Annotated in this window: 19 protein-coding genes; 1 reads left to right on the forward strand and 18 read right to left on the reverse strand. The window is 38.6% G+C overall.

Translation table 11 applies throughout. The features are described 5' to 3' along the window. Nucleotides 1-37: 37 nt before the first annotated feature. Nucleotides 38-2,176, forward strand: coding sequence for a DNA primase (gene dnaG, locus H6A27_RS02485; protein ID WP_204507553.1), 2,139 nt, complete (start codon nt 38-40; stop codon nt 2,174-2,176). Here the strand turns inward: dnaG and folE are convergent. The 18 genes from folE to tig all read right to left on the reverse strand — a co-directional run bounded on the left by folE (nt 2,173) and on the right by tig (nt 23,004). Beyond that, on the reverse strand, nt 2,173-2,766 hold the full coding sequence (gene folE, locus H6A27_RS02490) for a GTP cyclohydrolase I FolE (RefSeq protein WP_204401512.1): 594 nt from the start codon (nt 2,764-2,766) through the stop codon (nt 2,173-2,175). The two genes, dnaG and folE, sit on opposite strands and share 4 nt — an antisense overlap. A 6-nt stretch (nt 2,767-2,772) precedes the next feature. After that, nucleotides 2,773-3,234: an SPOR domain-containing protein gene (locus tag H6A27_RS02495; protein WP_204401514.1), complete on the reverse strand. Its 462-nt coding sequence runs from the start codon at nt 3,232-3,234 to the stop codon at nt 2,773-2,775. Nucleotides 3,235-3,327: 93 nt separating this feature from the next. Next, nucleotides 3,328-4,083 carry a triose-phosphate isomerase gene (tpiA, locus tag H6A27_RS02500; protein WP_204401516.1) on the reverse strand — a complete coding sequence of 252 codons (756 nt, stop codon included), beginning with the start codon at nt 4,081-4,083 and terminating at the stop codon, nt 3,328-3,330. Nucleotides 4,084-4,124: 41 nt separating this feature from the next. After that, nucleotides 4,125-5,444 carry a BT_3928 family protein gene (locus H6A27_RS02505; RefSeq protein WP_204507554.1) on the reverse strand — a complete coding sequence of 440 codons (1,320 nt, stop codon included), beginning with the start codon at nt 5,442-5,444 and terminating at the stop codon, nt 4,125-4,127. After that, a complete protein-coding gene (locus H6A27_RS02510) occupies nt 5,434-5,976 on the reverse strand; it encodes a DUF1599 domain-containing protein (RefSeq protein WP_204401520.1) in 543 nt (180 codons plus the stop codon). The genes H6A27_RS02505 and H6A27_RS02510 overlap by 11 nt, the downstream gene beginning before the upstream one ends. Before the next feature lie 138 nt (nt 5,977-6,114). After that, nucleotides 6,115-7,023, reverse strand: coding sequence for a peptidoglycan DD-metalloendopeptidase family protein (locus tag H6A27_RS02515; RefSeq protein ID WP_204401522.1), 909 nt, complete (start codon nt 7,021-7,023; stop codon nt 6,115-6,117). 235 nt (nt 7,024-7,258) lie between these two features. Further along, nucleotides 7,259-7,885, reverse strand: coding sequence for a DUF3256 family protein (locus H6A27_RS02520; protein ID WP_204507555.1), 627 nt, complete (start codon nt 7,883-7,885; stop codon nt 7,259-7,261). A 155-nt stretch (nt 7,886-8,040) separates the two neighbouring features. Continuing rightward, nucleotides 8,041-9,936, reverse strand: coding sequence for a DNA mismatch repair endonuclease MutL (gene mutL / locus H6A27_RS02525; RefSeq protein ID WP_204401526.1), 1,896 nt, complete (start codon nt 9,934-9,936; stop codon nt 8,041-8,043). 22 nt (nt 9,937-9,958) lie between these two features. Then, nucleotides 9,959-10,255, reverse strand: a complete 297-nt coding sequence (locus H6A27_RS02530; RefSeq protein WP_204401528.1) for a hypothetical protein — start codon at nt 10,253-10,255, stop codon at nt 9,959-9,961. An 8-nt stretch (nt 10,256-10,263) separates the two neighbouring features. Continuing rightward, the gene (locus H6A27_RS02535) at nt 10,264-11,931 is read right to left on the reverse strand and encodes an OstA-like protein (RefSeq protein ID WP_204401530.1); all 1,668 of its coding nucleotides are present in this window, start codon (nt 11,929-11,931) and stop codon (nt 10,264-10,266) included. Nucleotides 11,932-11,961: 30 nt separating this feature from the next. Further along, on the reverse strand, nt 11,962-13,335 hold the full coding sequence (locus H6A27_RS02540; RefSeq protein ID WP_204507556.1) for a peptidylprolyl isomerase: 1,374 nt from the start codon (nt 13,333-13,335) through the stop codon (nt 11,962-11,964). Next, on the reverse strand, nt 13,328-14,197 hold the full coding sequence (locus H6A27_RS02545) for a peptidylprolyl isomerase (RefSeq protein ID WP_204401534.1): 870 nt from the start codon (nt 14,195-14,197) through the stop codon (nt 13,328-13,330). The genes H6A27_RS02540 and H6A27_RS02545 overlap by 8 nt, the downstream gene beginning before the upstream one ends. Before the next feature lie 36 nt (nt 14,198-14,233). Next, the gene (locus H6A27_RS02550) at nt 14,234-15,427 is read right to left on the reverse strand and encodes a hypothetical protein (RefSeq protein WP_204507557.1); all 1,194 of its coding nucleotides are present in this window, start codon (nt 15,425-15,427) and stop codon (nt 14,234-14,236) included. A gap of 81 nt (nt 15,428-15,508) precedes the next feature. Then, nucleotides 15,509-16,984 (reverse strand): IMP dehydrogenase, encoded by a 1,476-nt coding sequence (guaB, locus tag H6A27_RS02555; RefSeq protein WP_204401538.1) that lies wholly within the window; start codon nt 16,982-16,984, stop codon nt 15,509-15,511. A 159-nt stretch (nt 16,985-17,143) separates the two neighbouring features. Then, nucleotides 17,144-19,327, reverse strand: a complete 2,184-nt coding sequence (gene recQ, locus H6A27_RS02560) for a DNA helicase RecQ (protein ID WP_204401540.1) — start codon at nt 19,325-19,327, stop codon at nt 17,144-17,146. Between the two features lie 134 nt (nt 19,328-19,461). After that, the gene (gene clpX / locus H6A27_RS02565) at nt 19,462-20,712 is read right to left on the reverse strand and encodes an ATP-dependent Clp protease ATP-binding subunit ClpX (RefSeq protein ID WP_204401543.1); all 1,251 of its coding nucleotides are present in this window, start codon (nt 20,710-20,712) and stop codon (nt 19,462-19,464) included. Between the two features lie 114 nt (nt 20,713-20,826). Further along, a complete protein-coding gene (gene clpP, locus H6A27_RS02570) occupies nt 20,827-21,498 on the reverse strand; it encodes an ATP-dependent Clp endopeptidase proteolytic subunit ClpP (RefSeq protein ID WP_204401642.1) in 672 nt (223 codons plus the stop codon). Between the two features lie 159 nt (nt 21,499-21,657). Next, entirely contained in the window at nt 21,658-23,004 is a 1,347-nt protein-coding gene (gene tig, locus H6A27_RS02575; protein ID WP_204401544.1) for a trigger factor, read from the reverse strand. Nucleotides 23,005-23,048: the final 44 nt, after the last annotated feature.

Consider the following 23,048-nt stretch of genomic DNA (forward strand, 5'->3'; position numbering starts at 1 on the left):
CATAAATCATATTTTTTTATGTACTTTTGCAGCTAATATGATAGATCAGGCCACTATAGACAGAATTCTTGATGCAGCACAAATAGTTGATGTTGTTTCCGACTTCGTTACTCTGCGCAAGCGTGGAGTCAACTACGTTGGTTTATGCCCTTTTCATAACGAAAAAACTCCATCGTTCAGTGTATCCCCAAGCAAGGGTGTATGCAAGTGTTTCAGTTGCGGAAAAGGTGGAAACGCTGTACATTTTATAATGGAACATGAACAACTGTCATATTACGAAGCCCTTAAATGGCTTGCAAAAAAATATAATATTGAAATCAAGGAAAGAGAGCTTACAAAAGAAGAAAAACAATCGCAAAGTCTCAGAGAAAGTCTCTTCCTTGTGAATCAATTCGCAGCAGAATATTTCCAGGACGTTTTATACAACAATATTGACGGACAAAGCATCGGTATGACTTATTTCCGTCAAAGAGGCTTCAGGGACGATATTATCAAGAAATTCCAACTTGGCTATTGCACTGAAGCAAAAGACGCATTGGCAAGAACCGCGATACAGAAAGGCTATAAGCAGGAATTATTGCTTAAAACCGGACTTTGCTACATGAAAGACGATGGAAAAACCATACGCGACCGTTTCTGGGGACGAGTGATTTTCCCTGTTCATAACATAACCGGTAAGGTGGTTGCATTCGGAGGACGTGTGCTAAGTGCGGCAACTAAAAACGTACAGATGAAGTACGTAAACTCTCCAGAATCCGAGATTTATCATAAGAGCAAGGAACTGTACGGTATTTATTTTGCAAAACAGTCAATCATCCGCCAGGACAGATGTTTCCTTGTTGAAGGATACACTGACGTTATTTCAATGCACCAAAGCGGCATAGAGAACGTAGTGGCATCATCAGGTACAGCACTTACATCGGACCAAATCAGACTGATACACAGATTTACCAATAATATAACAGTATTATACGATGGCGACGGAGCCGGTATCAAAGCCAGCATCCGTGGTATTGACATGCTTCTTGAAGAGGGAATGAACATTAAGGTATGCCTGCTTCCAGACGGTGAGGACCCTGACAGTTTTGCCAGAAAACACAATGCTACAGAATATCAGGCGTATATCAACAACAATGAAGTCGATTTCATACGTTTCAAGACAAATCTGCTTATGGAAGAAGCAGGAAAAGACCCTATCAAGAGGGCAGAACTGATTTCGAGCATCGTAAAAAGCATATCTGTAATTCCAGACAGTATTGTACGCTCTGTTTACATTAGAGAGTGCAGCCAGTTGCTGAAAATGGATGAAAAAGTCCTTGTTGACGCCACAGCAAAGCTTATTGAACAAGCTGTAGAAAACAAAGCGAAAGAAGAAGAAAGAAAAAAACAGAGAGAGGAATACAACAGAAGACAAGAGATTGCAGCACAGGCTGAAAACCAGACTACTGCCATCGGCAAAAACGAAAATACCGATAATAATATCAACATTACACAAACGGAATACACAGCCTCTCCAACTGAAGGGGATACACCTCTACCGGAATATATCCCAGAGGAAACGCCACAGATTATAGATACATATTCGTCATACATTCCGGCACAGGGAAATGAGAACAAGGTATTCTATAAACAGGAAGAAAACCTCGTAAAGATGATTATCAGATATGGCGAGAAAATAGTATGCTGCGTACAAGACGAGGAAGGCAATGAACAGCCGTTCACCGTTACCGAGTATATAGCATATAACCTGAAGGTTGACGACATCCAGTTCCATAATCCGATACACAGAAGAATTCTCAAAGAAGCGGAAGAGAATGTACGGAAAGAGAATTTTGTCTCAGAGAAATATTTTCTTTCAAATCCTGATCCGGAAATAAGTAAAGTCGCGGCAGACATGTCGAGCGACAGATACCAGCTCAGCAATTATCATTCCAAAGGACAGAAAATAATAACAGACGAAGAACGCTTATACGAACTTGTTCCCCGTCTGCTGATGGATTTTAAAATTTCAATTTTAAAGGAAGAAATGAAACATACGTTGCAAGCCTTGAATGACCCTGCCATAGCTTCAAATCCTGAAAAATGCGCTGAGATAATGACTCATTTCAGAGATTTGACAGAAACACAAAACATGATTCTTAGAGATGCTGGCGACCGTACAACAAGCCTGTATTAACTATTGTTTCTAATCAGATTCATAAACTCTTCGCGAGTCTTGGCCTGATTGAAGGCTCCTGTGAAATCGGATGTGGTGGTAATTGAATTCTGCTTTTCTACACCACGCATCTGCATACACATGTGTTTGGCCTCAACAACAACCATCACTCCAAGCGGATTCAATGTTTCCTGGATACATTCCTTTATCTGCAATGTCATTCGTTCCTGTACCTGCAGCCTGTGGGAAAATATATCAACTACCCGTGCAATTTTACTTAATCCTGTTATATATCCGTTAGGTATATATGCCACATGCGCCTTGCCATAGAATGGAAGCATGTGATGCTCGCACAATGAGAAGAAATCTATATCCTTTACAATAACCATCTGGCTATATTCTTCCTGGAATTTAGCGGCGTTAAGAACAGCCTTCGGATCCATTTCATATCCTCTGGTCAGAGTCAACATAGCCTTTGCGACACGCTCTGGTGTCTTTAAAAGTCCCTCACGTTCAGGGTCCTCTCCAAGTAAAGAGAGTATTTCCTTGTAATGCCCCATCAATTTCTGAACCTTTTCCTCAGGCCAGTTTATTATATCAGTTGTCATCATTATATATTATTCTATAGGAATATTTATCTGTTCACGCACTATTGCCACTTCCTTGAAACTTCCTTCAGCTTTCAGTTGTCTCATCGCCACATGGGCTTCTTCTATACTCTTATAGTCACCTACTCTGCAAAGCCAGCGTGGAGGCTGAAAAAATGTATAAACCGGCATATCAGGAAACTTCTCTTTTACCTTTTCCGCCACAGCGTTAGCCTCATCCCTTGCCTGCCTTGAGTTATTACCTGCATATACCTGCACACGATATCCACGCGACTTGATAACCCTATGGGACTCAGAAGCTCCAGTTTTGACAAAACGCTTACCAATCATGTCGGTTATCTGCGCATCCTGATGTACAGTCACCTTTCCCTGACCGGGAACATTTGCCTGCAAACTTTCAACAATATTACTCTGTGCCACGGCAATACCCGAAGAAACACTAAAGATTAAAGATAAAAGATATTTCATCATACCGATAGATATAATTTTAAAGACAGTATGCCGGACGCAATGTCCGGAATACCGTCATATTAATTTCACAACAGACCTACGTCTGCAAATAAATTATTTGAATGCGTCGATGATACCTTTGAAGTCAGCAGCTTTCAATGCAGCTCCACCGATAAGACCACCATCAACATCAGGATTAGCGAACAATTCCTTAGCGTTAGAAGGCTTGCAGCTACCACCGTAAAGAATAGAAGTGTTTTCAGCTACTTCTTTACCGTATTTAGCAGCAACCAAAGAACGGATGTGAGCGTGGATTTCCTGAGCCTGTTCAGGAGTAGCAGTCTTACCTGTACCGATAGCCCAAACTGGTTCGTAAGCCAAGATTACTTTGCCGAAATCTTCAGCAGACAAAGAGAATACAGAAGCAAGCTGAGCTTCAACAACTTCATTCTGTTTGTTAGCTTCACGTTCTTCAAGAACTTCACCGATACAGAAAATTGGCTTAAGGTTGTTAGCCAAAGCAAGTTTAACTTTTTCTTCAAGGATTTCTACTGTTTCGTGATAGTAAGCACGACGTTCAGAGTGACCAAGAATTACATACTGTGCACCTGTAGAAGCTACCATTTCAGCAGAAACTTCACCAGTATATGCACCTGAAACTTTGTCTGCGCAGTTTTCTGCACCTACACCTATGATTGAGCTGTCAACGATAGGAGTTACAGAAGCCAAGTGGATGAACGGAGTACAGATTACTACGTCACAGTTTGGCTTGTCAGCAGTCAAAACTTCATTCAATTCTTTTGCCAAAGCAATACCTTCTTGCAGGTTCTTGTTCATTTTCCAGTTACCTGCTACAATGTTTTTTCTCATCTGTTTGAAATAATTAAATTGTTAAATATAAAAGGTTATAATCAAATTTTCTTTTCATTTTTTTTCTCAGGAGCCGGTATAAATTTTTTCTTCCTGCGAACATTCAACCAAATAATATCTATAATGATAAACAGTGCCAAAGGCCCAAAGAACCAGATCAGCATTTCCATAATCTTAGTCCACAAAGTGTTATCATCCAAATTTCCTATTGGCAATTTATCCAACGAATCGGTAAGCTGATACTCGTCAGGCATAGAAAAATTACTCCATTTTCTTATTACTGTTCCATTCTTAAGCAAAACAAGTCCCGGATTGGAACGTATTATGGTCTTAAGCGTAATTTCATCCATAGTAGCAAACGGATATTCAGCACCTGTATAGTCTTGCCAACGCGATATGGCCTCGTCTGAAGAAGCCGTTAAGCAATAGAACTTATAACCATAATCCAACGAATAATCATATATCTCGTTGATAAGGTCCATAGAACTGTCGTCGGCATTCTCGAGCCACGGTGATATAAGCAGAAATACATATTCATCGTTTAGAACATCTTCCGTTATATCAAATCCGTCATCATTTGAGATTATGACAAAATCCTTAATCGGAGGTTCATATCCCGCTTTCTTCAATACAGTTTGTGATTCTACAAAATGCCATGTAGAGTCTGTCGGGAAGTTATCAATTGTAAAATCTTTATTTACGCCATCCTTCTGATAAGTAAATATTGTTTCATATTCCGGCAACTCCTCTCCTTCAGGTATTTCCATTCCTGCCTTTATATCTGCTCCGATATGATACGGGCGAAAATCGAACACAGGTAAATGGTTCAGAGTGAAATAAGTGAACAGGAAAATAAACACTGTACTGTACATCGCAACAAGCCAGTCCATCTTGTCGGATACAAGTTTTACTATATCCCTATTACGTATGAAAACAAATATTGTCGCAATGAGCAATACAACATTTTTCCAAAAAGTATTCCAATTGGACAAATGTATGGCGTCACCAAAACATCCGCAATCGGAAATTGGATTTGCCACAGCCAGCCATAATGTTAACGGAGTCATTACAAGCATAAACAGAAGACACAATATCGAAGCCAATCGTCGTCTGATACCAAAAAGCAAATATGAACCTAAAGTGAATTCCACTATCGCCAAAGCCCAAGCTACAAGATATGGAATAAATCCTGAATTCCACACCTCACCCCCCCAGGCCTCAAAATAGTCTTGTATCTTATAAACCGTTCCCATTGGATCATTTGCCTTTATAAATCCCGAGAAGAGAAACACAAAAGCTAAAAGAAAACGGCAAATATTAACGCCTGTAACAGCTATCTTATGTATATATTTATTCTCCAAATTCCAGTTTTATTAGTCCGAATACAGAATAATTAATCATATCCATATAATTGGCATCAACACCCTCGGAAACAAGTGTTTCCCCGCCAAGTTCTTCAATCTGCTTGGTTCTGTATATCTTCATGAGAATTAAATCTGTATATGACGATATACGCATACTGCGCCATGCTTCATCGTAATCATGATTTTTTGCCAACATAAGTTCAAGGGCTTTCTTCGCATACTTATCATACATTTCAAGAGCACATTCAATACTCATATCGTTTGTCTCGGCAAAACCAAGCTCAAGCTGAATCAGTCCTATTATTCCATAATTTACGATTGCAATAAATTCCGAACGGATTCCTTCGTCGATAAGAGCCACCCCTTTAACCTCAATACTACGAATACGGTTTGCCTTTATGAATATCTGATCTGTAACAGATGACGGACGCATAATACGCCACGCCGCGCCATAATCATGCAATTTCTTTTCGTAAAGGCTACGACATATTTCTATAACGTGTTCAAACTGTTGTTTAGTATCTTTCATAAACCATAATGAATATGTGGCAAAGTTACTTATTTTTCAAATAAACGCATAATAAAAAAGGTGGAAATGATTTCTCACCCCACCTTTTAATCATATTAACGTCAAATAAGATTTCTATATTTAAGTATATATACAGACTTAAGAACAACGCAATACCTGTCCAATCCTAAGCACTGTATTGCGCTTAATACCATTCATACTACAAAGTTTATCTATCGAGATATGATATTTTCTTGATATAGAGCCCAAAGTATCTCCGCTCTTAATTTTATGATAACGTATTGAAGCGGCAGCTACTGTAACCTTATCCAAATCGCCTCTCTTCAAAGCGGCCAAAGCTTTTGTTCTCTGGTAGTTGTACATGTTTGCACCTTTGATGAACAAATAACTGTCCGAAACAATGTCCTGATTTGGAAAATCGAACAGGAATTCAGGATTTATCACCTGACCAAGAAGTCTTGTTTCGAAATGCAGATGCGAACCTGTAGAACGTCCTGTATTACCACCAAGACCTATAACTTCACCAGCCTTTACAAACTGGTCTTCCTTTACAAGCTGTTTTGAAAGATGACCATAAATTGTTTCAAGGCCGTTATCATGACGTATTACCACATATTTTCCATAACCAGACCTTTCGTATCTCACGATTCTTACTCTTCCGCTGAATGCAGCACGGATTGTATCACCTATATAGACTTTAATGTCCAACCCATTGTGCATACGTCTCCATCGAGGGCCACACTTTGAAGTAATTTTTGTATGCGGTGTCGGCATACAGAATCCGGTAAGATCTATTCTGAAAGTATCAGGTACTGTCACTTTATTGCCATAAGCATGCACTCTTTCATTACTCCATTCAGGATACAATGAATATGCAGGATAAAAGGCCTGTTCTGTTTCAATCTGACGTACCAAAGCTAATGAGTCAACAGACTTGAGCTTTCTGTCTATAGGTGCTTGCTTAGCCAACAAGTCCTGTGCCGAAGTATTTATTGACACCAAAGCAAAAGCTGCGACTGATAATGTTCTAAGAATTTTAATAAGCATTTCTATTACAAATATTTTTATCTATACGTATAAGAAAAACATCATTAATTACGACAAATAGAACTTATACGTAATAATTCGAAATCAATTTTAGTTCAAAAATCTTTGTAAAGATAAGTTTTTTTGTAAAGGGAGACAAACCGAATTAAATATTTTTTGCGTACTTTCAGACATTATATATGTAATCATATTGGTTTTATGCTTAACAACATATATACAACCTGATAGTATGTTACTATTCCTTTACAAATGTACCATCAACCCATTTATAGTTCAATGAATCTGCCGTATAAGGTTTCAATTTTTCGGCAGTCTCCTTATCCATTGCCTCAAAGGAAGTAATCTTAAAAACAATATCATTATCATTGCTTGAAAGATTTGCTTTCATAACAGGCATATCCATCGTAAAATCGTCTATACTTACACTGTTGATACTGTCGTTCTGAGATTTGTAGAAATCTTTATAATCCGGCAGCTTAATAAAGTCACTCAACGGCAGCTCTTTCCAGTCTGTAGTATAGAATGAAACCTTGCTGTCTTCGGCAGGGCCTGAATATGTATTTACCACACAAACCACATTGACTGAATCGTTGAGCGGCAACAATTTCATTTCTTCCGAAGATACAGATGTAGTTTTCAGCAGCAGATAATCATCTGTCAATTTAAGCATTTCTGATTTCCCGTCAAATTTATTCTTTACTACAGCTTTCATGCCGGATGACAAGAAATCGGAAAAATCCTGACGGTTTACTTTTGTCAGTATCGGAGAAAGGGAATCCGGCATTGAAATAAATACAGAATTTATGTCTTGGGCATTTACCGACAAGCCAAAGAATATAGAAAACAATAGAATAAATCTCATATATACCATTATAAAAACATTAAACTCAAATTGAAGCAACATGACTCTTCTGTCTGCCGACTATAGTCAGCAATGGTGCCGACTACAGTCAGCAATGCTGCCCACTACAGTCGGCAGCTCTGCCCACTATGGTCGGCAGCAGAATATTCATAGTCTTAACGGAAAAGTTTCTCTATATCATCATCATTCATGAGCGCAAGGACAGTTTTTCCATCCGGTGTATAATTAGGAGCCGAAACAGAAAACAGCCCGTCAACCAAAGCATTCATCTCGTCATTTGAAAGAATCTGCCCGGCAACTATGGCCGACGCCCGTGCCATGGAAAGCGCAATCAGACTCTGAACTTCTTCTTTCACCTTGCATCCCTTCTCAATAGCAGAATGAACGATATTGGTTATCAACGTTTCCGGATTCAATCCCTCAATATCGGCCGGAACGCCATTTATAGAATAAGTACCGCCTCCAAGAGAACTTAAATCGAATCCTAATGACACAAGATCGTCCATTATTTCTTCCACAACCGGGACTTCAGACGGAGAGAAATGCACCATATCAGGAAACAACATTCTTTGTGACAGACCTACATGTTTTTGTATCTGCTCCATGTATTTGTCATACAGGATACGCACATGAGCCCTATGCTGGTCTATTATCATAAGACCCGACTTTACAGATGTAAGAATATAAGTACCTTTATACTGATAATGCTGTGCCGACTTCTCTGCTACCAACGCATCAGGATGTTCATGATAAATAGTCGGTTCATCTGTTCCACCAGCATGCGAAGGTGAATCTACAAAACTTTCCTCCTCTGGAAATACGTCGGCTGCTTCATTATAATAAGAAGTTTTTTTCTCGAGTCCCTGATAAAAAGGTTCCCACTCAGTTTTCTTCTTACCAGCGGAAGAATAAGATGAAGGAGGAACAATAGACGACTGATTGAATGGATTGTACGAAGGGTCATACGATGTGGCCGGCAGCTCACCTCCGGAATAATTACCCATATCGATTGCTGGAATTTCAGGCATTCCTTCTGTATCGAAATCTATCGAAGGTACCGCATTAAACCTCCCTAATGTCTCTTTCACAGCAGCTGACAATATCTGCCATATAGCCTGTTCATTTTCAAACTTGATTTCAGTTTTTGTAGGATGGATATTAACGTCAATATTTGCAGGATTGACATCGAAATAGATGAAATAAGACACCTGTTCGCCGATAGGCACCAAATGTTCATAGGCATCGGCTACAGCCTTATGGAAATATGGATGGCGCATATATCTGCCGTTAACAAAGAAGAATTGTCTTGCACCTTTTTTTCTGGCAGTTTCCGGCTTCCCGATAAAACCGTTAATATTCACCATAGTTGTATCAATATCGAGTGACAGAAGCTCTTGATTCAGCTTTTTACCGAAAACCCCCATTATTCGCTGTCTTAACTGTATGGAAGGCAGGTTAAGTATCTCGGTCCCATTATGATGAAACGTGAACGACACATCCGGATTAACCAAAGCTATCCTTTCAAACTCTGAGATTATATTGCTCAGTTCTGTCTGGTTTGATTTCAAGAATTTTCTTCTTGCCGGCACATTGAAAAACAAATTTCGAACTATGAAATTACTTCCTTCAGGACATGCTACAGGCTCCTGCTTTTCAACCTTCGATCCGGATATAATAATAGAAGTACCCAACTCCTCGCCGTGCTGACGGGTTCTTAACTCCACCTCAGCTACAGCGGCAATAGACGCAAGTGCCTCGCCCCGGAAGCCCATTGTCCTTAGAGCGAACAAATCCGAAGCCTCGCGTATTTTTGACGTTGCATGACGTTCAAAAGCCAGTCTGGCATCTGTTTCAGACATACCCTTACCATTATCTATCACCTGTATGCAGGTTTTTCCGGCATCGGTCACAGACACATCAATATGAGTGGCTCCGGCGTCAATGGCGTTTTCCACCAATTCCTTAATAACCGAAGCCGGTCTCTGAATAACCTCTCCCGCAGCTATTTGATTTGCAACGGAGTCGGGCAACAATCGGATTATATCGCTCATAAATTATTATTCTCCCTTTAAATCAAAATGTAAAGCTACCAGTAATCAGATAATGCAGTATATATAGCAAAATCAGTATGGCAACGAACAATGTAGCATAGCTCAATGGCTTTCTTCCACTATCCTTTCTGCGTTTCAGATAAGTAGTACCTTCTACAAACTTTCCTCTGATGTCTTCAGGAGAAAATTCCTTTGGCGGGAGCATTCCCAGTTCACGTTTTGCAGTTTCCTCTATCTTCTGCAACTTTTCCTTACGCTCATCCACATAAATATATTCGTGGTGGTAAGCTCTTGGCTTTCTCATTGTAAACATTCCCATAATACTATCTATTTATTGTTAAACAAATGCTCATTAGGCAACTCAACCGGTCCACGCACCTTCTTCTTGAACTGGTCTTCCAATTTCTTGCCTCTCCATATAAATATATCTTTCTTATTCAAAGGGCGAATATAGTCAAACCAGACGAAATTGTCAAGATGACTCTTCTCCAAAGGAATCTGCGTCATAGGATAAAGCGTACCGTTGGACTTCGGACTCATCACCATACGCTCCAACTGCTGATTTTCCAAATAAATGTCGAGCTGACTGGTTTCTGAAACATTCATTCCTATAAGCAGACTGTCAGAGTCCATTGGGTAATAAACGAGTCTCACAGACCCTATAACTTCAACCTTCTCCATAAGTCCGTCCTCAAAATAAGCCTTTATTTCTTTGCCGGTTATCTGATTGTACAATGTAGTATCGACCGGTATCTGTTCAACCGACAAGGCCTGATTAATAATATGTGCCCAGTCAATGGTACTGTCATTCATATAGATATTAATCTGCTCACCGAGTAATTGCTGATTTTCATTCCACAACACCGGATCCTTATACATTATCAGACACGAATCTTTAGAAGAGAAAACAAGCGAATCGGCAACTCCCTGTATGTCAGTCCTGTAAAATCTCACCTTGTGATATGCTCTGACTTCCCTATACATGGAATCAGTATCGAGATGAAACGTATTAAGACTGAGCGTATCTGCATGAAGGAAAAGGCTGTCACCCTGAGAATAGTCCACCGCAAGAGCATTCTTAGTAACGAAAGCATTTTTCAGTCTTTCATTATAAAACCCATAGTCGCCAAACATCATATTCTTATTTACAGTATCTGTCAATACAATATTCGAAAAAGCCTCACCTATACCTGTGTTTCTATCGTAAAACAAGGAATCGCCAGTCAGTTCTTTTCCATCATTCGACAATATTGAACGCTGATACAAGTCTGCCTTACCAGTCTGGGTATAATAATATCCGGATTCAGAATATATATAATTGTCGTCACTGTAAATATCGGACGGACCAACAATATTTGCGACCTTAGTCATCGTATTGTATCGCAATGTATCAGACAGCATTGTAAACTGCGGATTTTCAAGTTTTACGTTATAGTAAAACACCGACATCTTGGTAGCCGGACTATATTCACCCCACTCGGAAGTCAATACGTTCTGATCGTCCATCATTGTACCACCATCAAAAAAATATCCCAGATTGAATATTCTATCATAGTTCAAACTGTCTGTCAGTAAGGTTGTATTACGGTTCTCCATCCTTACGTTCATCCTCATCTGCGCTATCTGGGTCAATCCGTCATAGTACAGTCTGTCCCCATACAGGAACAGCGTATCACCCTGCTCCATACGTACGTTACTGAACGCCTCGAAAGAGTTTATCTTATCATAATAATATGCACTGTCGCAATACATATATACACTGTCATGACGGAAAACCACATTACCTACTACAACCTGCGCATCAGGATTGGCAGCATCTTTCTTCAACTTATCAGCCTTCAACAAATACACTTTACTTTTCTGCTTAGGCTGTGTGTTATTCCTTCCGTCCTGTAAATTAGCAGCAGTCAGGCAAAAGCCCAACAGGCAGAGAGCACACAACAACAGTACTCTCTGCCCGCCAAATAATCTTATTTTATTTTTTAAGTCAAACATTCAGTCTATTTAGGCAATAATGAAAATTTATCATTCCTTAATCCATCCCGGATATTTAAAATCACATTTTCTCCACTTAGGATTTATTCTGACATAAGTACTTTTCTGTTTCTGCAGAATCCATTCCTGAAGTTTCTCCTCACTGCGTTTGGCTGTCACCATACTTTTCAGTCTCTGATAATCTTCTGTGATAGTAGCCTTATGAGCATCTATTCTGTTTTTCAACTTAACTATGGCACAAACCTCTTTACCCTTGGAATTAATCATTGTGAATGGCTTTGACACTTCACCTATCTGCATACCTTCTACAACCTTAGCAACCTCCTGAGAAACAAGTCCGGCAAGATGCTGCATCTCAAATCTTGCAGTACCCGTCTGTGGATTAGCCAACAAACCATGGTTATTTCTTGTATCCTTATCCTGTGATACCCATGTAGCAGCCTCGTCGAATGTAACCTTTCCCTTTCTGATGTCATTAGCCAAAGTATCAAGTTTATTCAGGGCTTCTTCTATTTCCTGTTCGTCCACTTTAGGTTTTATAAGGATATGTCTATAACTGACACGGTCACCACGTTTTTCAATCAACTGCGCTATATGATATCCATATTCTGTTTCAAACACTTTTGAAATCTTTTTAGGATCTGTCATGTTGAATATCACATTTGCAAATTCAGGAGTCAATTCACCTCTACCTGTAAATCCGTATTCACCACCACGGCGTGCAGATCCAGGGTCCTCAGAATAATACATCGCCAATACCGAAAATGAAGATTCACCCTTATAAATCTGTTCTGTGAAATCACGCAATTGTTTCTTAACTCTTTCTATTTCCTCTTCCTTGATTTTAGGCTCACGTATTATAATCTGCACCTCTACCTGTGTTGGAATACTCGGAATACTATCTGAAGGCAAGTTCTTGAAATAATTTCTAACCTCAGCAGGAGTAAGTTTTATATCCCCCACAAGTTCACGCTGCATTTGCTGTACAATCAATCCATTACGGATATTTTCCCTTAACATCTCACGTATCTGAGTAGATGTCTTGTTATAATATTCCTCCATTTTTTCTTTAGAGCCAATCTGGTCTATCAGCCATGAAGCCTGTTGCTCAACTTTCTGAATAACTTCCTGTTCAGAAACTTCTATACTATCAATTTCAGCCTGATGTAAAAACAATTTCTGAACTGCAAGTTCCTCAGGGATAACACAATATGGGTCTCCGTCGAAACGTCTTCCTTCGTATTGGGCATTCAATCGCTCGTTTTCAACATCCGATTTTAAGATAGCCTCGTCTCCTACTACCCAAACGACTTCATCAATCACATTGTCCTGGGCTTTCACGGTTAATCCTACAAACATCAGGAGTAGGAATAAACTTGATTTTATTACACCTAAATTATTCATTTGAGCTATTAAAATATTTTATATCATTACTTTCAAGAGCTTCATCATACAAATCTTCCTTCATCTTTGTTATAAACTCCACTCTTTTATTATTCATTATTATTTCTCTAATATCATTACCAGCATATTCCAAAGGCAAGATTTCACCCTTTCCCAAATAATCTTCAACATGAAGGAAATAATGAAAAGCCGAATCACTAACCTCTATATTCTTATTCTTACCGATACTATTCTTCACCTTATCACCTTCCTTAAGCGGAAACTTGAGAAAGATTTCATTTACAGGTCGCCATTTGTCATAGAAATATTCATAATCTACAGCATTACGCAAACCATATTTTTCAATTCTGTCAACAGAATACTCAGAAGAATTTTTATACCATTGTCTTACTTGAGATATTCCTGAAGCCGTTTTCGGAACTTTAATATATAAACCTTTTATGTAAGGTTCCGAAGCCAGAAACACTTCCTTATTCTTATCATAATATTCCTCTATCTCTCTATCAGGAATAGCGTTTCCTACTTCCTGACTGACGATATGTTCTATATAGGTATGAGTAATCAACACCTTACGATACGAATTGACCAATTCGTTTATCCTTTCATTATCAGGAATATTACCTTCAGCTTTTGTATAAAGCAATATATCATCAACCCAGTTTCTTATATACCTATCTGCTATATCGGCACTGTCTTTTTCTGACACATTAGGAGGAATTACAGACATGACATCCTCTTTATACAGAAAATTCTTACCCACCTGTACCAATGGGGTTTTACCTCTATGGTCAACAGTTTCCGTACAACCAACAGTAAGTAATCCTAAAACCGTTATTACACAAAAAAGATACTTATAATACATTTTTCCATCAATCAGTGAACGAAGATACTGTATAAATCAATTACTTCCACAAGAATTAACTGTTTTTAAAACGTCAATATACTTTTCTACCTTAAATTTACGTTCCAAATCTCCAAAATAAAGTTTCTCACGTTCTTGTTTATAGTCCTGAAGGAGTGTCTCATAAACATCTTTGTAACTGTCTGGCATATAATCAATACGCTTACCTATAAGAAAAGTATATGGATATTCATCCATTGCTTTAAAATCACCACACTTAAAAGCAAGTTTATCTACATATTCATTTTCACCAATACTGAAAAGACCTACATTTATCATAGACTGATAGTCCGCATTATCTTCGATTAATTCATTCAATCTGTCAGTCCATTGTTCCATAGGCAATTTCTTCAACCTTCGTTTTATCTTCGAAGCGACCTTCTTACTTTTACAATGAACCACCGCTCCCTTATAATGAGGATATTCCCATTTATATTTTTTCTTATGCGATTTGAAATATCTTTCAAGCTCGTAATCCGAAAATTCGCCGTAAGCCAAAATTATATTTTTGTCAAGTTCAGCAATAAGCAACGCTTCATAAGCATGTTTAAGCACTGTTTCAGTTTCACATTCACAACTTGTTTCTCTCACTATATGCACTCCTTCCGGAGAGACAAATGGCTTGGAATATTCACCTGAAGGAGTTCTCCCTAATGCTTCTTTCGTTTCATTTAGTAATGCACTTAAATCATGAATCCCTTCGATTTTTAGCATTTCATCCGGATATTTACGGGTTGCCTCAATAATGGATACTCCTGACGAAAATTCGGAATACAATTTTTTCATGAAATTCAATCCATTATCCGTATCCTCATTCTGGCGTAATTTGTATGTCAATATCTGAATAACAACATTATCCCCATTCTGTTCATTTCCTTTCACACAGTGCAAAGATTTATTATATAAAAGTTCCTGTCTTAAAGCGCCAAACTCCCTTATGAATTTTTCGTCTTTATCAAGTTTCCTCTCTATCGCCTCACGAACCTTCAGCTTATATCTGAGGAAATAGTAAAAATAATCTTCTTTTGAGCAACTGGACATCCCATCAATACTCCTGTAATAATCCTCATATTCTGACAAATAAATATTACTGCCATCTATCTTTAACAATACCACGTCAGAGTTATTGCCGGAATACAGATACTGGCAACACCAAATAAACATCAGACAAAATAAACAGAGCTTTTTCATGTCATCAAAAAAAAACATGGACCATACATAAGCGTAAGCGCATTATATATGATCCATGCCAACACTAATATTCAGTTAATATTATTGAGGACGGCTATAGTTAGGAGCCTCACTTGTAATAGCTACATCATGTGGATGGCTTTCCAAGACACCTGCATTTGTGATTCGAGTGAACTTGGCATTATGAAGTTCCATAATGTTATGAGCCCCACAATAACCCATACCGGCACGCAGACCACCAGTCAACTGATAGATTACTTCATAAAGTGTACCTTTATAAGGAACACGTGCAGCGATACCTTCCGGAACAAGTTTTTTAACATCAGTAGTAGAACTCTGGAAATAACGGTCCTTAGAGCCATTTTCCATAGCTTCCAACGATCCCATACCACGGTAAGACTTGAATTTACGTCCGTTGAAGATAATTGTATCACCAGGAGCCTCTTCAGTACCTGCAACCAACGAACCTATCATTACGCTATATCCACCGGCAGCCAATGCTTTAACAACGTCGCCGGAATAACGCAATCCACCATCAGCAATCAAAGGAACTCCTGTACCTTCCAAAGCTTTTGCCACATCATAAACAGCTGTCAGCTGAGGTACACCCACACCGGCTACCACACGTGTAGTACAGATAGAACCCGGACCGATACCTACTTTAACCGCATCTGCACCAGCTTCAACCAATGCTTTTGCAGCTTCGCCTGTAGCAACATTTCCTACTACGATATCCACATTAGGGAAACGTTTTTTTGCTTCTCTAAGTTTATCTATAACATATTTGGAATGTCCGTGAGCAGTATCGATAACAATGGCATCTGCGCCTGCATTAACCAAAGCTTCCATACGTTCCAGGGTATCAACTGTAACACCAACTCCAGCAGCGACGCGCAAACGTCCCTGAGCATCCTTACATGCCATAGGTTTATCCTTAGCTTTAGTTATATCTTTATAAGTGATAAGACCGATTAACTTGCCTTTTTCGTCAACTACAGGAAGTTTCTCTATTTTATTTTCCTGAAGAATCTGTGCTGCAGTCTCCATATCAGTTGACTGAGTTGTAGTAATGATATTCTCAGAAGTCATAACTTCATTAATCTGCTTATCCATATCCTTCTCGAAACGAAGGTCACGGTTAGTAACTATACCTACAAGATTATTTTCATTATCTACAACAGGAATACCACCGATTTTGTATTCAGCCATTATATTAAGGGCGTCTTTCACTTTTGCATCTCTATTAATTGTAACAGGGTTTGAAATCATACCATTCTCAGCACGTTTCACTGTTGCAACCTGGCGAGCCTGCTCAGCAATAGACATATTCTTATGAATTACACCGATACCACCCTCTCTGGCAATCGCTATAGCCATTTGAGATTCTGTAACTGTATCCATAGCCGCAGTTACGAAAGGGATTTTCAACTCGATGTTACGTGAGAACTTAGTCGTTAATTCGACTGTTTTAGGCAATACTTCAGAATAGGCAGGGATTAACAAAACGTCATCATAAGTCAATCCATCCATAACAACTTTATCTGCAATAAATGACATAGGGCTTTATGCTTTTGATTATTATTGCGTGCAAATATACTATTTTTATACGAATTATATAAATGAGAATTATTATATTAACATATTTTTATGACAAAAAAAATGCTTCGCCACAGTTAACAAACCGGCGAAGCATCTCATATCTTTAACAAGCTTCAATTAATTAGCCATTTCAGAAATAAACTTAATTCTAACCAACCTTATTTCTTCTTCAGTGTAGTCATCACCAAGTTCATCCATAGCATCCTCGATTTTATCTGTTTCAGATTCCTTGAAATAATCATAGATATCCAACATGTGGTCCTCATCCATTATTTCATCAAGGAAATAATCAATATTCAGTTTTGTACCCGAATATACTATAGCTTCAACTTCATCAAGCAGTTCCTGAAAATCTATACCTTTTGCAACAGCAATATCATCCAATGCCACCTTTCTGTCAATACTCTGTATAATTGATACTTTAAGTTTAGACTTATTAGCAACCGTACGGACTCTCAAATCTTCAGGTCTGTCAATTTCATTTTCCTCACAATGAGTTTTAATCAAATCGCAGAATTCCTGACCATAACGTTTTGCCTTTCCAGCTCCTACTCCCGGAATATTCTGCAATTCCTCAAGAGTTATAGGATATATAGTAGCCATAGCCTCAAGCGAAGGATCTTGGAAAATAACATAAGGAGGAACATCCAATTTCTTGGACATTTTCTTACGCAAATCTTTAAGCATAGAATACAACACCGGATCCACCGCACATGAAGCGCCGCCTCGCATTGGAGTTTCTTCTACCTCATCCTCGTCAAAATCAGTGTCTTCAACAATCTTAAAAGATTTTGGATTCTTAAGGAACTTATGACCGCTCGGAGTAACCTTAAGCAATCCATAATTCTCCACATCCTTTGTCAAATATCCAGCAATAAGAGCCTGACGTATTACCGAGTTCCACAAGCGTTCTTCTTCACCCATACCCGAACCAAACACTTCCAGTTCATCATGTTTATGGGCCAACACCTCTGATGTCTCTTTACCAAGCAATACATCTATTATATAATCTTGTTTGAAATTTTCTTTAACAGCAACGATTGTTTCAATCACTGCACACAATAATTCCTGAGCCTCCACTTGTTTCTTTGGATTTAAACAGTTATCACAATTACCACAATTATCTTCCGTATATTCCTCACCGAAATAGTGCATCAAAACTTTCCTTCTACACACGGAAGTCTCCGCATACGCGGCAGTCTCCAGAAGGAGTTGTTTACCTATTTCCTGTTCAGATACAGGTTTTCCCTGCATGAACTTTTCAAGTTTCTGTAAATCCTTATTCGAATAGAATGCTATACACTGTCCCTCGCCACCATCTCTACCTGCACGTCCGGTTTCCTGATAATATCCCTCAAGACTTTTAGGAATATCATAATGCAATACATATCTCACATCCGGTTTGTCAATACCCATACCGAAAGCAATTGTCGCAACTATCACGTCAATATTCTCCTTAAGGAAATCATCCTGATTAGTATTTCTTGTTGCGGCATCCATACCTGCATGATATGGTCTTGCCTTTATACCGTTTGCTACAAGTATTTCGGCCAGTTCTTCAACCTTCTTTCTGCTCAAGCAGTATATAATACCTGATTTCTCAGGATTCTGCTTAATGAATTTTATTATATCCTTGTCTATATTATTGGTTTTCGGACGTACCTCATAATATAAATTAGGACGGTTAAAAGAAGATTTAAACTCTGCGGCATCAGTCATGCCCAAATTTTTCTGGATATCCATTTTCACCTTAGGTGTAGCCGTTGCTGTCAGTGCGATAACAGGCGCCTTGCCTATTTCGTTTATTATAGGACGAATCCTTCTATATTCAGGTCTGAAATCATGTCCCCATTCCGAGATACAATGAGCCTCGTCAATAGCATAGAAAGAAATCTTCACATGCTTAAGGAAGTCCACATTCTCTTCTTTCGTAAGAGACTCAGGAGCGACATACAACAATTTTGTCTTACCTGACATGATGTCCGATTTAACCTGATCTATAGCCGATTTTGATAATGAAGAATTTATGAAATGCGCAACTCCATCTTCTTCACTAAAGTTACGCATAGCATCCACTTGATTCTTCATAAGCGCAATAAGCGGTGATATTACAATAGCAGTACCTTCCATAAGCAAAGAAGGCAACTGATAGCATAACGATTTTCCCCCTCCGGTCGGCATCAGTACAAAAGTATCATTACCATCAAGCAGACTTCTTATTATAGCCTCTTGATTTCCCTTGAAAGTATCAAAACCGAAATACTTCTTCAATTGTTCTGCTAAGTTGATTTTTTCCGCCATTGCTCCCTATGAATTAAATGATTCAACTATATACTGAAAAGTTCTTATGTAACAAAGTTATAAACAACTTTCAATATTTTACAAATAAATACAGAAAAAAAATCATCTGAACATGTATTTTTTTCATTTACAATTTATACAGACTGTAAACGCGACAAGTTAGATTTTTCAACCTGTTCTTTGGCATAATCAAGCGTTACCACGAACTCTTTTACGTCATGGGAAGGCACATTATACATGACATCTATCATAATCGTCTCAACGATAGATCTCAATCCTCTGGCTCCCAATTTGTACTCAATAGCCTTATCTACAATATAGTCAAGAACTTCTGGCTGAAATATTAATTTTACTCCATCCATTTCAAGGAGTTTGATATATTGCTTAATAATAGAGTTCTTAGGCTCTGTCAGAATATTACGCAAAGCTGTTCTGTCCAATGGATTAAGATAAGTCAATATAGGAAGACGGCCAATGATTTCAGGTATCAGCCCAAAGGATTTCAAATCCTGAGGAGCGATATACTGCATCATATTACTCTTATCAATTTTCACAGATTCTTTCACAGAATTATAGCCTACTACATTAGTATTCAGTCTCTGAGCTATTTTGCGTTCTATACCTTCAAACGCTCCACCACAAATAAAAAGAATATTCTTGGTATTTACAGGTATCATTTTCTGTTCAGGATGTTTTCTACCACCCTGTGGCGGAACATTTACAATCGAGCCTTCAAGCAGTTTCAATAAACCTTGCTGAACACCTTCACCGCTTACATCCCTTGTAATAGAAGGATTATCTCCCTTGCGGGCTATTTTGTCTATTTCGTCAATAAATACTATACCGCGTTCAGCCTCTTCCACATTATAATCGGCAACCTGCAGTAATCGTGTAAGAAGGCTTTCAATATCCTCACCCACATAACCTGCTTCGGTCAATACTGTAGCATCGACAATTGTAAATGGAACTTTCAATAGTTTAGCTATAGTTCGTGCAAGCAAAGTTTTACCTGTACCTGTACTTCCCACCATGATAATGTTAGATTTTTCAATTTCCACATCATTATCATCAGGGCCTTGAAGAAGACGTTTGTAATGGTTATATACAGCCACAGACAAATATCTTTTGGCATCATCCTGACCAATTACATACTGATCAAGAAAGTCCTTGATTTCAGCAGGTTTAGGCAGTTCATCCATTCTCAGATTACTGTTATGTCCTGCATGCGAACGTTTATTTGCTTCCTTTACTATCTCGTGAGCCTGCTCTACACATAAATCACAGATACAGCCGTTAACACCAGTAATCAGAAAACCAACCTCGTTTTCCGAACGTCCGCAAAAGCTGCACTTATTTTTATTTCTGGTTGTTTTTGAATTTTCCAATGACTATAATTATTTAGTTATAAAGTTTTCTATACAGTAATTTTCAGGTAATACGCAATCAACTGACCGCATATTCACCTTAAGCATACACTTTATTTATTTTACTAAACAAGTTTACATAGAAGGTTTGCGAGACATTACCTCGTCAATTATACCATATTCCTTTGCTTCCTGTGCTGTCATCCAATAGTCGCGGTCTGAATCAGCCCAAACCTTATCAAAATCAGTATGCGAGTGTTCTGCAACGATTGTATATAATTCTTTCTTCAGTTTCATTATTTCACGTGCAGTGATTTCAATATCCGAAGCCTGTCCCTGAGCTCCGCCAAGTGGCTGATGAATCATTACCCTTGAATGTGTCAAGGCCGAACGTTTTCCTTCCTGTCCTGCAACAAGCAATACAGCTGCCATAGAAGCGGCAAGTCCTGTACAAAATGTCGCCACATCACTTGTAATAAACTGCATCGTATCATATATACCCAAGCCGGCATATACAGAACCGCCAGGTGAGTTGATATATATAGAAATATCTCTTCCTGAATCTATTGAGTCAAGATACAACAGCTGTGCCTGAAGAGTATTGGCAGTATAATCATTAATTTCGGTACCTAAGAAGATGATGCGGTCCATCATCAATCGAGAGAATACATCAAGCTGAGTTACATTCAGTTGTCTTTCTTCCAAGATATAAGGATTTAGATATCCAGCCTGCGACTTGATAACATCGTCAAGCACCATTCCGCTCATACCCAAATGCTTGGTTGCATATTTTCTGAAATCATCCATCATATTATTGATATTTATACGTTTAAATATAGAGAAAGAGACTTTTACCCATTCTTTTCTGTGCACAAGACCCAAAACAGCTTGCCCCAACAGAAAAGCCTCGGTTAAAAGCCTCTTCCATTAATAAGCCTCAGCAATTAACTTCAGCCTTGGACTATATTATTGAAACATTTTGTTAAACTCTTCAGCAGAAACAGCTTTGTGGTTCAATGAAACTTGTCCCTTAACAGCTTCAGCAAGCTTAGATTCAATTACTCTGTTTACAAGAGCTTCTACGCTTTCACGCTTCTTCAACATTTCCTTAGAATAGTTTTCAAGCAATTCTTCAGGAACATTAATCATACCGTACTGAGCGAACTGAGCACGAGTAGCTTCCTTAGCCATGTTCTGGATATCAGCCTGTTCAACCTTGATACCGTTAGCTTCAACAAGTTTTTCCTTAATCAGGTGCCATGTAAGTTCCTCAAGACTCTTATCGTAGTTTTCGTTTACGTATTCTTCACCTTTTTCCTTGTTATTGTCAAGCATGATACGTTTCATCAAGTCGTCAGCAAATTCCAATTTACCAACCTTGCCCATAGTGTAAGTACGCAAGTCGATAAGGAACTTATAATCGCTGTCAGCTACGAACTGAGTCGCGATGCTTTCCTTAACCTGAGCACGGAATTCTTCTTCGTTTGAGGCCTTGCCTTCACCAAGAACCTGATCGAACAATTCCTGATTCAGTTCACCCGGAATCATACGAGTGATTTCCTCAATCTGGAAGCTGAAGTTGCCTTTGTAGTTAGCGACATCTTCTTTCTTAACTTTAAGAAGAGAAGAGAGTTCAGCTTCGTTGTTATCGAAAGCTACTGAAGGGTTGAACACCAATACAGTGTTTACCTTAGCACCGTTGAAGATAGCTTTCTGGTCGTCGTTCTTCATGTATGTAGGCATCATAACTGCACCTTCTACCTGAACACCACCTTCTTTTGTATTTCCGTTCTCGTCAAGCTCAGCCAAAAGACCTTTCAGCATATCCTTTTCCTGATAGTCTTCAACCTTGTCATATTTAGCTGTACGCTGTCTGTACATATTAACCTGCTGTTCTACCATTTCGTCAGTTACATCGATATCATAGTAGTCAACAGTATCATTGTTTGACAATTCTATAGAGAATTCAGGAGCCAAAGCGATATCGAAAGAGAATTCGAAGTTTTCGTCTTTTTCGAAGTTAGCGTTGTTTTCCTTTGGAAGTGGAGCACCCAACATATTTACTTTATTCTCGCGGATATATTCACCAACCTTTTCCTGCAACAATTTATCAACTTCCTCAAGAAGTACAGATACACCATACTGCTTCTTGATAAGTCCCATAGGAACCATACCTTTACGGAAACCTGGCATATTAACTCTCTGACGAAGTGTTTTCAACGCTTTTTCAACTTTTTCCTGATAATCAGCTTTTTCAATCTGCGCAGTAAGCACAGCGCTTACATTGCTTACATTCTGTAATGAAATATTCATTTCTTAAAGTGTTTTATATTAATTATTTATTCTTATTTCAAAAG

It is taken from the genome of Bacteroides caecigallinarum (assembly GCF_016902295.1).
In the GTDB taxonomy this organism is placed as follows: Bacteria; Bacteroidota; Bacteroidia; order Bacteroidales; family Bacteroidaceae; genus Phocaeicola; species Phocaeicola caecigallinarum_A.

Coding starts and splice junctions, on each gene's coding strand:
- mutL (WP_204401526.1), bottom strand. CDS start 9,936: ATGAGCGATATAATCCGATTGTTGCCCGACTCCGTTGCAAATCAAATA.
- recQ (WP_204401540.1), bottom strand. CDS start 19,327: ATGGCGGAAAAAATCAACTTAGCAGAACAATTGAAGAAGTATTTCGGT.
- tpiA (WP_204401516.1), bottom strand. CDS start 4,083: ATGAGAAAAAACATTGTAGCAGGTAACTGGAAAATGAACAAGAACCTG.
- clpP (WP_204401642.1), bottom strand. CDS start 21,498: ATGGATGATTTCAGAAAATATGCAACCAAGCATTTGGGTATGAGCGGA.
- H6A27_RS02495 (WP_204401514.1), bottom strand. CDS start 3,234: ATGATGAAATATCTTTTATCTTTAATCTTTAGTGTTTCTTCGGGTATT.
- folE (WP_204401512.1), bottom strand. CDS start 2,766: ATGATGACAACTGATATAATAAACTGGCCTGAGGAAAAGGTTCAGAAA.
- H6A27_RS02550 (WP_204507557.1), bottom strand. CDS start 15,427: ATGAAAAAGCTCTGTTTATTTTGTCTGATGTTTATTTGGTGTTGCCAG.
- H6A27_RS02515 (WP_204401522.1), bottom strand. CDS start 7,023: ATGCTTATTAAAATTCTTAGAACATTATCAGTCGCAGCTTTTGCTTTG.
- H6A27_RS02510 (WP_204401520.1), bottom strand. CDS start 5,976: ATGAAAGATACTAAACAACAGTTTGAACACGTTATAGAAATATGTCGT.
- H6A27_RS02520 (WP_204507555.1), bottom strand. CDS start 7,885: ATGAGATTTATTCTATTGTTTTCTATATTCTTTGGCTTGTCGGTAAAT.
- H6A27_RS02530 (WP_204401528.1), bottom strand. CDS start 10,255: ATGGGAATGTTTACAATGAGAAAGCCAAGAGCTTACCACCACGAATAT.
- guaB (WP_204401538.1), bottom strand. CDS start 16,984: ATGTCATTTATTGCAGATAAAGTTGTTATGGATGGATTGACTTATGAT.
- H6A27_RS02540 (WP_204507556.1), bottom strand. CDS start 13,335: ATGAATAATTTAGGTGTAATAAAATCAAGTTTATTCCTACTCCTGATG.
- tig (WP_204401544.1), bottom strand. CDS start 23,004: ATGAATATTTCATTACAGAATGTAAGCAATGTAAGCGCTGTGCTTACT.
- H6A27_RS02545 (WP_204401534.1), bottom strand. CDS start 14,197: ATGTATTATAAGTATCTTTTTTGTGTAATAACGGTTTTAGGATTACTT.
- H6A27_RS02535 (WP_204401530.1), bottom strand. CDS start 11,931: ATGTTTGACTTAAAAAATAAAATAAGATTATTTGGCGGGCAGAGAGTA.
- dnaG (WP_204507553.1), top strand. CDS start 38: ATGATAGATCAGGCCACTATAGACAGAATTCTTGATGCAGCACAAATA.